The organism is uncultured Gimesia sp. (genome assembly GCF_937919775.1).
Lineage (GTDB): Bacteria > Planctomycetota > Planctomycetia > Planctomycetales > Planctomycetaceae > Gimesia.
The window spans coordinates 1-8,170 of sequence record NZ_CALFPF010000724.1 but is presented as its reverse complement, the minus strand read 5'-3'; the positions used below and the strand labels follow the sequence as shown (position 1 = coordinate 8,170).

Here is an 8,170-nt window from a genome sequence, read left to right as displayed (position 1 = left end):
CAACAAAAATACATTAGATATCTCTGAGCAAACCAACATGGATGACGTACGTCTCTCGGGCTACCCGCTTTCTTATCTGTCTCGCGATCTGACCTCGGGCCTGGTGGTGTTTCTCGTTGCATTACCGCTTTGTCTGGGGATTGCCCTGGCTTCCGGGGCGCCACTCTTCTCCGGTTTGCTGGCCGGCGTTATCGGCGGGCTCGTAGTCGGTTCCATCAGCGGTTCGAGCACCAGCGTGAGCGGGCCGGCCGCCGGGTTAACCGCGATTGTGCTCGCCCAGATTGCCGCCCTGGGCTCCTTTGAAGCGTTTCTGCTGGCCGTGCTGATTGGCGGTTTGCTTCAGATTGGGCTGGGTATCGTACGGGCCGGATCATTGTCGGCGTTTTTTCCTTCGAGTGTGATCAAAGGTCTGCTGGCTGCGATCGGCGTCATTCTGATTCTGAAACAGATACCGCACGTCTTAGGACATGACACGGACCCGGAAGGCGAAATGTCGTTCACTCAGCCGGACAAGCAGAACACGTTCTCGGAAATCCTGACCGTTTTCGAAGGCGATATTCATTTTGGCGCTGCGGTTGTGGGAATCTCTTCCATCGCATTGCTGCTGATCTGGGGGCGCATCAAACTGTTGAAAAACTCAGTCATCCCCGGTCAGCTGGTGGTGGTGTTGCTGGGAGTGGCCATGTACCTGCTCTTTCAGCGGCTCGGCGGTCCCTGGGCAATCGAACAGAGTCATCTGGTACAAATTCCAGTTGCGGAATCAGCCAAAGATCTGACGTCGTTCCTGAAATTTCCAGACTTTTCCCAGTGGGCGAATCCGGCGGTTTATCTGGCAGGTGCGACGATTGCCATTGTCGCTTCGCTGGAAACGCTGCTGAATCTGGAAGCCGTCGATAAAATTGATCCCGAGAATCGCAATTCCCCCGCCAGTCGCGAACTGGTGGCACAAGGGGTCGGAAATATGGTCGCCGGCCTGATTGGTGGCCTGCCTGTGACCTCGGTGATTGTGCGCGGCTCGGTCAACGTCAATGCGGGAGCCAAAACGAAAGTCTCCTGTATCTTCCACGGTGTTTTAATTTTAATCAGCGTGGTCTTTTTGCCAATCTACTTGAACATGATTCCGCTGGCAGCGCTCGCCGCGATTCTGCTGGTCACCGGATTCAAGCTTGCCAGCCCGACGCTGTTTCGTCAGATGTGGCAGGAAGGCCGCTATCAGTTTGCCCCTTTTCTGATCACACTGTTGTCCATCGTATTTACGGACCTGCTGACCGGGATCTTAATCGGGCTGGGCGTGAGCGTCCTGTTTATTCTCAACAGCAGCCTGCGCCAGCCGATTCGGCGGATTGTCGAAACGCATGTCGGCGGCGATATTTTACATATTGAACTGGCGAATCAGGTCAGCTTTTTGAATCGGGCGGCCCTCGATCAGCTCTTCAACAGCGCGGCGCGTGACACACATATGTTGATCGACGCCAGTGATACGGATTATATCGATCCCGACATTCTGAGCCTGATACAGGACTTCAGGAACAAAATTGGACCGGCGCGTGGTGTTACGGTCAGCCTGCGCGGCTTCCGCAAGAAATACCAACTGAACGACGAAATGCAGTTTGCCGACTATTCCACACGTGAATTGAAAGATCGTGCCACCGCGGAACAGGTGCTGGAAATTCTGCGTGAAGGGAACCACCGGTTTCAGACCGGCAACCGATTGTCGCGCGATCTGGGACGCCAGGTATTTGCAACCGCGGAAGAACAGAACCCCTTAGCGGTGGTGTTGAGTTGTATTGATTCCCGTGTGCCGGCAGAACTGGTGCTGGATCTGGGGATCGGCGATGTTTTGAGTGTCCGCGTTGCCGGGAATGTGATCGGAAATAAATCGCTGGGCAGCATTGAGTACGGGGTCATCGTAGCGGGAGTTAAACTGGTGCTGGTGCTGGGGCACACACGTTGTGGTGCCGTCACTTCTACCGTGCAGCTGATGTGCGATCATAACGATACCATGCAGGCCACCGGTTGTTCGCACCTCGATTCCATCGTGCATGAGGTCGAATATTCTGTCGATACAGATGCGTGCCAGCTCTTTAGCCAGAGGCCTGCGGTTGAGCGGGAACGCTTCATCGATGAAGTGGCCCGACAAAATGTCCTGCGGAGTGTGCACGAGATCGTCGCACGCAGTGAAGCCATTCGGAAGCTGGTCGACGAAGGTAGTGTGATGGTGGTCGGCGCATTCTATGACGTCAAAACCGGCAAGATGGAATTTTTCACGGAACAGAAAGCTGAAGCATCACCGCAAGCTTGATTGAGTCTGTTGGGAAGAGGAAATGGGCGCGAACAGCCAGCCAGAGCTGGATTCAATGGCGAATCGAGATCGAAAATTGTCCAGCGGTGCTGACGGAGGTCCCGCGTTGAAATTGTACTTTGCCTTTGACAGGTGTGATAGACCAGTCCGGCTGTTGCTTGCGTTTGATCGTCAAGTAGGGAGCCGTACAGACGACTTTGCCGACCTTCATTTCGATTTCCGGTCCCGTCACGGTTTTGACCGCACGGAAGGTCATCATGTCCTGTTCAGGGTCGGCTGCCTGATTTGCTTTCGATGTTGAAAACGCAAAGATGCTGAAGACAGAAATCAGCAGACAGAGGATGGTTTGAGAACGTGGCATGATCAGACTCCTTTCGAGTTGAGGTTACTTTGTCAATTTATTACTGCTCTACCCATTGTCCCGTAATCAGTCGATATCGGCAATCCCCTTTATCGGGGGGCGCGTCTGTGGGATGCTGGTCTTGAGAATCTACCGTACGAATATTAACACATTGGATTTGGTTGTCTTCTGCGCGAATATAAAGTTGCCAGTTCACAGCCCCGAGTAAGAGTGGTGTCTCAAAGAGAGCCCCGTGCTCCCAGAAGTGAGCGGTGAGATGGCTTTGTGGCTAGTTACCCACGTTGGTTTTAAATTCATTAAACGAGCCTCCCACATCCGCTGCCTGATAGCCGCCGATAAGTTGTGCATTCGCCGCATTGGCTGTCAGGTATCCGTAAAACCAGGGAGAGGGAGTGATCAGAATCTGGATCAACCCCAAAATGTTTCCACGGTTTTTCCACTTGTCATTCCCTGCACCAGTTTGTGATTGATTCGTCTTGTTCCGTTGCTTATCGGCCATACAGACTCCGGTGCAGTCTTGCTTCAGTAATCGAATCAATCTGTTTGACAATATCGGGATCAAAGTTCTTTGAATTATAGCCAATTGATTCAAGGGATTCATGATCGTTCAGGATTTTCAATATTTCCGCGCCGGTTAATTTATTTCCGGTTACGTTTAATCTTTCCAGTTTGACCGGCCAGGATTTCACAGCGGCGAATGCTTTGTCTGTAATATCACAGCGTCGAATCGAAAGATCTTTCAATTCTGGGCAACCTTCGAGTAGTAGCTGAACTCCCTGATCGGTGATCAACGTGTCATCAAGAATCAGGGAATTTAATTTGGGAAGCGTTGCCAGTGCCTGGCAGACCTGATCTCCCACTTCAGTTTCGTTGAGATGCAGGGTGCCCAACGATTTCATCTGACGGAAATAAGGAGCGGCCTTCTCATCCAGGAAGGTACCATTCAATTCCAGCATATGTAATACTGGTAATTCAGTCAGGTATTGCAGGTCAGTGGATTTTACATCTGTGCCTTGCATATCGATGCGACTCAGCTTCCGGTGGTTGGCAATCTGCTGCAGGGTTCGGGTGCCTAGTCTGGCGTCAGTCAGAAAAAGTCTGTGCAACTGTGTGCAGCGATGAAGCCAGCTCAGTCCCTCTTCGGTAGCCTGCGGTGCATAGAGCTCAAGCCATTCGAGATCTTTCAGTTCGGAGAGGGCGGAGACTCCCTGATTGGTTAAGTCCGGTCCATAAATTTGTAAACGTCTCAATTGGTGCATTTTGCCGATGACGAGTGCATCACTGTCTCTAACTTTCGTCAATCCACAATTTAAACTTTCAATAAACGGTGACAGCGTATTTAGTTCCTCAACGCCTTTCAACGACTCTATAACGGTGTAATAATCTGTCCGCGTTACCCGGATTTCTTCCATATTGAAAAATCGTTTGACATCGTGTATCGAACGGTCGATTGAATTGGACCGGGGAGCCGGCTTGACGGAAAATCCTTTGGTTTTGAGCCGTTCTTTTGCGAGTGAAATCGGATCTTCTTTGAAGAAGAGCACAAACCCCGACCCACAGAGCAGGATTGCCAGCAACAGATACCATTTTTTGAAGCGTCGTTGTTTCAATTTTACGAGTGACTTTCGAAATTGATCGGTTCTGATCATTCTTCCGTGAAACGAACGACTTTCTCCTGGCCATTGAAGCAGATCATTCCTCTGGAATGATCGAGTATGATTTCCAGTTGGTAGTGTGGTGTGGCCCAGTTTTGTGTCAGATGATGTTCCGTTTTTCTCACCTTGAGCAGTCCGACGGCGAACTCATCTAAAATCAGTCGAAAGGCAAATAAATCTCTTTCATCGATCTCCTGCTCAATCCAAGGTGGAAGGTTTGCCAGTTCTCCCTATAATAATCCGGCTATTTTTGTCTCGGAATCGGTAAACTCATAGGAGCATTCATTATCAAAGTGGATCAGTTCAAAAGACCGCTATTCAATCTGCATGATGCACTGCAGGTCTGCGGACCTGCTTTAGTAAATTCGATGCGTTCAGTTCTTCGGGCGAAAGACAGTGGACATGTCCGTCGGCATATAAGGCATGGGCGCCGTATATGCCGAAGCTGTCTGTTTCGGTCAGCTTGAGCAATTCATCCAGTGTAATATCGCTGGGTTCATTCCATAAACCTTTGAAGCCAGGAATTTCTATCAGTAAAATCTGTGCTTTCAGATCATCACCTTTGGACAGCAAGCGGCATTCCTGCGATTCGTTCCAGTAAGTGGAATCATCAATGATCGCGACCAGTCGTGAATTGCGTATTGTGTCGTCCTTGAGGTGCGTCTCAAGGCGAAACAGGTCCGGGTTCTGCTCAGCGAGCTGCTGGTTGTGTGGACTGTTCCAGGGTTCGTCAAATCGATAATCGAAATGACGGTCCTTGAAAAGAGACTGCTGTTCTAATGATGGCAGCAGTAATGCCCGCCAGCTGTGAATGGGGTTGCCTTGCTCGTCAATCACCACCGCGGGAGGCAGACAGCCGCGGTCTTCCTGATATTGGTACAACGCCAGAGCAACAAATTTCAGTTGGTCTCGAAAGTGTTCTCTTCGACCGCTGTTGACCGCTTGTTGAACAGGTGGTAGCAGCAGCGCAGTCAGAATGGTGATGATCACCAGGATGGTCAGGATCTCAACAGTGCTGAGCGAAATTTTCTTCGTGATTTTCACGATACTGTCCCGGTATTGATTATTTCCAGGCTCGATCATAAATGAGTATGAGAATTCGAGAGACGTGTTTTCTTTCTATCCTAATGATAATTTCAAAGAAGGGGAAGAAAATAATCTGAATTCGAACAGGCAAGGGAATCAAAACAGGCCTCTTTCCTTAATTGAAAAGAGGCCTGCTGGTGCTTGTTTATGACACTTAATGAAAATTATCTGCGACCGCCGCGGCCTCCGCCACCGCCTGAGCGGCCTGATGAACCGCGGCTGCTGCCGGAAAATGAGGAGCCGCCTCTCGAAGAAGAGGGAGCGCCGTTCGAGTAAGACGAGCGGTTTTGCGAATCACGTGAGTATCCGGATGAGGATCTCTGTTGTGGGCTCGATGGTCCTCCGCGTTGTGCTGCAGCCGCTTGTGAGGAACGACTCATCTGCTGGTTTAACTGTCCCCAGTTTTTCTGCATACTCTGCAGGCCGGAAGAAATCTGCTGGCTTGAGGACTGGCTGTAACGTGAGTTGGAAGCAGACGATTGACGGCTGGAACGCGATGCAGCGCTCTGGCTGTTCCGGCTGCTGGAACTGGCGGCCTCCCGGCTGCCCGTCGATTGTCGACTGCTGGCTGATGAACTGCCTTGACCAACCTGTCCATCGCCCAGCGTTCCGGTGGCGGAACCGTTTTGTGTGGTCACAGTGGAACTGGCCTGTCCGTTCCCTGCGGTTGTGTTGACCGAAGCAGAACCCTTACTGGAATCGACTGTGGTTGACCCGTTGTACGTGCTGTTTCCGTTGCCGGTCGCGGTGCCGGAACTGTTATGTTCCACATCGGCATAACCTTTGGTGCCTTGCACGGAAGTGGAGGACGAACGGACGCCGCTCACTGATCCGTCGGCGTTCTGGTTCACACTGCCATTTGTGTTTCTGGATCCATAGGCGTTGACGCCGGTGTTGGTGGCGACGGAGCCGCTGGCCTGCGTGTTGTAGTTGGCTCCCGTTTGAGTCTGTGTGACTGAACCGGTGGCCTGACCGGCTCCGGCGGCAGAGAGTCCGTTGGACGTATTCACGGTTCCCCCGCCGGCGGCACCGAAATAGGTGGTGTCACCCACGGTGGTTTTGCCTGCGACTCCTGCCCCGGTGGCTGTCGCGGAATTTCCCTGAGGACCAGTGACTGTTGTGGTAGCCGCGCCGGCTCCGACAGTCGTTGGACCGTTCTGGTAAACGACGCTCCCCCCTTGCGTGGCTCCGGTCACGGTGTTGCCGTTTGGTCCGACATAAGTGGTGGCGCTGCTGCCTGTGGAAGCGGTCGCGTGGCCGTACGGTCCTGTGGCTGTCGTTTGAGTGGCGGAACCGTTGAAGTTTTCGCCCTGGTAGTTGGTGACGGTTGTGGTCTGATTCGGATGTGCATAAGCCACATAAAGTTCAGAAACGTTTGCCGGTCCGAAATAACGACCGGCGACATAACCGGCGGCTGCGACATATGCGGCCTGACCCGTTAAAGGAGCGCCGCCCGCATCGACGAATTGATCCGGTTGCTGTTCCAGAGCGGCGTCGACTTCTGCTCGCAGTTTGTCGATGGCTGACCAGACATCGTCCGGCTGTGATTCATAAGCACGTCCCAGCAGTGTCGTGGTGGCGATGTGGTCACCCAGTTGCGCCAGGATTTCAGGATACTGTTTCAGCTTTTCTACATTGGGATCGGTGACCTGACTGAATTGCTGCACGCGTTGTGCGAATCGACCGCCGCCGATTTGCACTCCGGCCGGTTTCGTTGCCTGTCGAATGGCCAGCGGATGCTGTGAGGCCTGCAGAATGGTTTCGACCAGATCATCAGGATAGAAGGCGATGCCCGTGACCAGGCTTTCAATCGCGCGTGGTGATAACGTTTTCTGTTGCAGGATGCCGCCGGGCTGTTGTGCACTGGCGATACCGGGTTGAAGCATTAAACAGACTCCCGCTGTGATGGCAATCATTCCTTTGAAGTAATTGTGTGAAGTGGATGTCATCGGTTTCCCCATCTTTTTCTGAATGTTGTGAATTGTTTCTTTTTGATTCACATCTTGCCTTCTCTGATGTTTTACGACCTGATGCTGCGCCTGGTCAGTATTGATATAGCTTAGTTTTTTCGAGCAGTCGGAAACCGATTTTAGAAAAATGCAGATTTCCATGAACTACCTCACTGTCCGCTTTCAAATACCTGTAAAACGTTGATCAAAGACAACATGTTTCCCAAAAGAAACATCACATGGTTCTTCAAAAACCATGTTGTTTTCCCCGCGTCTTGAATACTCAAGGGGGTGGAAGACGGTTTCAGAAACGCGAGAAAAATTCTGAGATTTGATGATTCACTCCGAAATTAAATCAAAAAAATATCGAAACAAAACCGGGTCTTGCGTGTTTGGTTAGTATCATCACAGCGTGCGAAATTCAAACACGCTTTCAGCGGCCAAAATCATCAATTCAACTGTTTGAACAACGCCTGCCTCGCTGATCAGCAGACACAAAAATCGCTTTTCAAATCAAACACGCGATTGATTCCGGTCTGACTCTTTGCAAAATTTCAACTTCATGGCAAAGATTCTTTGTGATCCTGCTGCTTCTCTGTGGCCGCGGTTTCTTTTCACGCATTTTTTTTTTTCACTGCCCGGCTGCTTTTTGGTAATTCTGAAAATTATCGACAAACCAAAAAACGTGGATGAATTTGGTCGAGATATCACAAATTCCCTGATATAGTAGGCACAGTCATTTCATCGACCTTCAGAGGAGCGCCTGGTATGAAGTCGAACCAATCTCACGTGGAGGGATTTGCCCAGCGCAGTCCGT

6 protein-coding genes are annotated in these 8,170 nt (G+C 51.2%); 1 reads left to right on the top strand and 5 read right to left on the bottom strand.

Going from position 1 to position 8,170, the window contains the following annotated elements:
* Positions 1-37: 37 nt before the first annotated feature.
* Positions 38-2,302, top strand: a complete 2,265-nt coding sequence (locus Q0294_RS20435; protein WP_299469151.1) for a SulP family inorganic anion transporter — start codon at positions 38-40, stop codon at positions 2,300-2,302.
* Positions 2,303-2,354: 52 nt separating this feature from the next.
* On the opposite strand, the gene Q0294_RS20430 is transcribed toward Q0294_RS20435, so the two are convergent.
* From Q0294_RS20430 to Q0294_RS20410, 5 genes are all read right to left on the bottom strand, one after another.
* The gene (locus Q0294_RS20430; RefSeq protein ID WP_299469149.1) at positions 2,355-2,663 is read right to left on the bottom strand and encodes a hypothetical protein; all 309 of its coding nucleotides are present in this window, start codon (positions 2,661-2,663) and stop codon (positions 2,355-2,357) included.
* 268 nt (positions 2,664-2,931) lie between these two features.
* Positions 2,932-3,162, bottom strand: coding sequence for a hypothetical protein (locus Q0294_RS20425; protein ID WP_299469147.1), 231 nt, complete (start codon positions 3,160-3,162; stop codon positions 2,932-2,934).
* Positions 3,152-4,312, bottom strand: coding sequence for a hypothetical protein (locus Q0294_RS20420; RefSeq protein WP_299469145.1), 1,161 nt, complete (start codon positions 4,310-4,312; stop codon positions 3,152-3,154). Before Q0294_RS20420 ends, Q0294_RS20425 begins: the two co-directional genes overlap by 11 nt.
* Positions 4,313-4,636: 324 nt before the next feature.
* A complete protein-coding gene (locus tag Q0294_RS20415) occupies positions 4,637-5,362 on the bottom strand; it encodes a DUF1559 domain-containing protein (protein ID WP_299469143.1) in 726 nt (241 codons plus the stop codon).
* Between the two features lie 206 nt (positions 5,363-5,568).
* On the bottom strand, positions 5,569-7,404 hold the full coding sequence (locus tag Q0294_RS20410; RefSeq protein ID WP_299469141.1) for a DUF3300 domain-containing protein: 1,836 nt from the start codon (positions 7,402-7,404) through the stop codon (positions 5,569-5,571).
* Between the last annotated feature and the right edge of the window lie 766 nt (positions 7,405-8,170).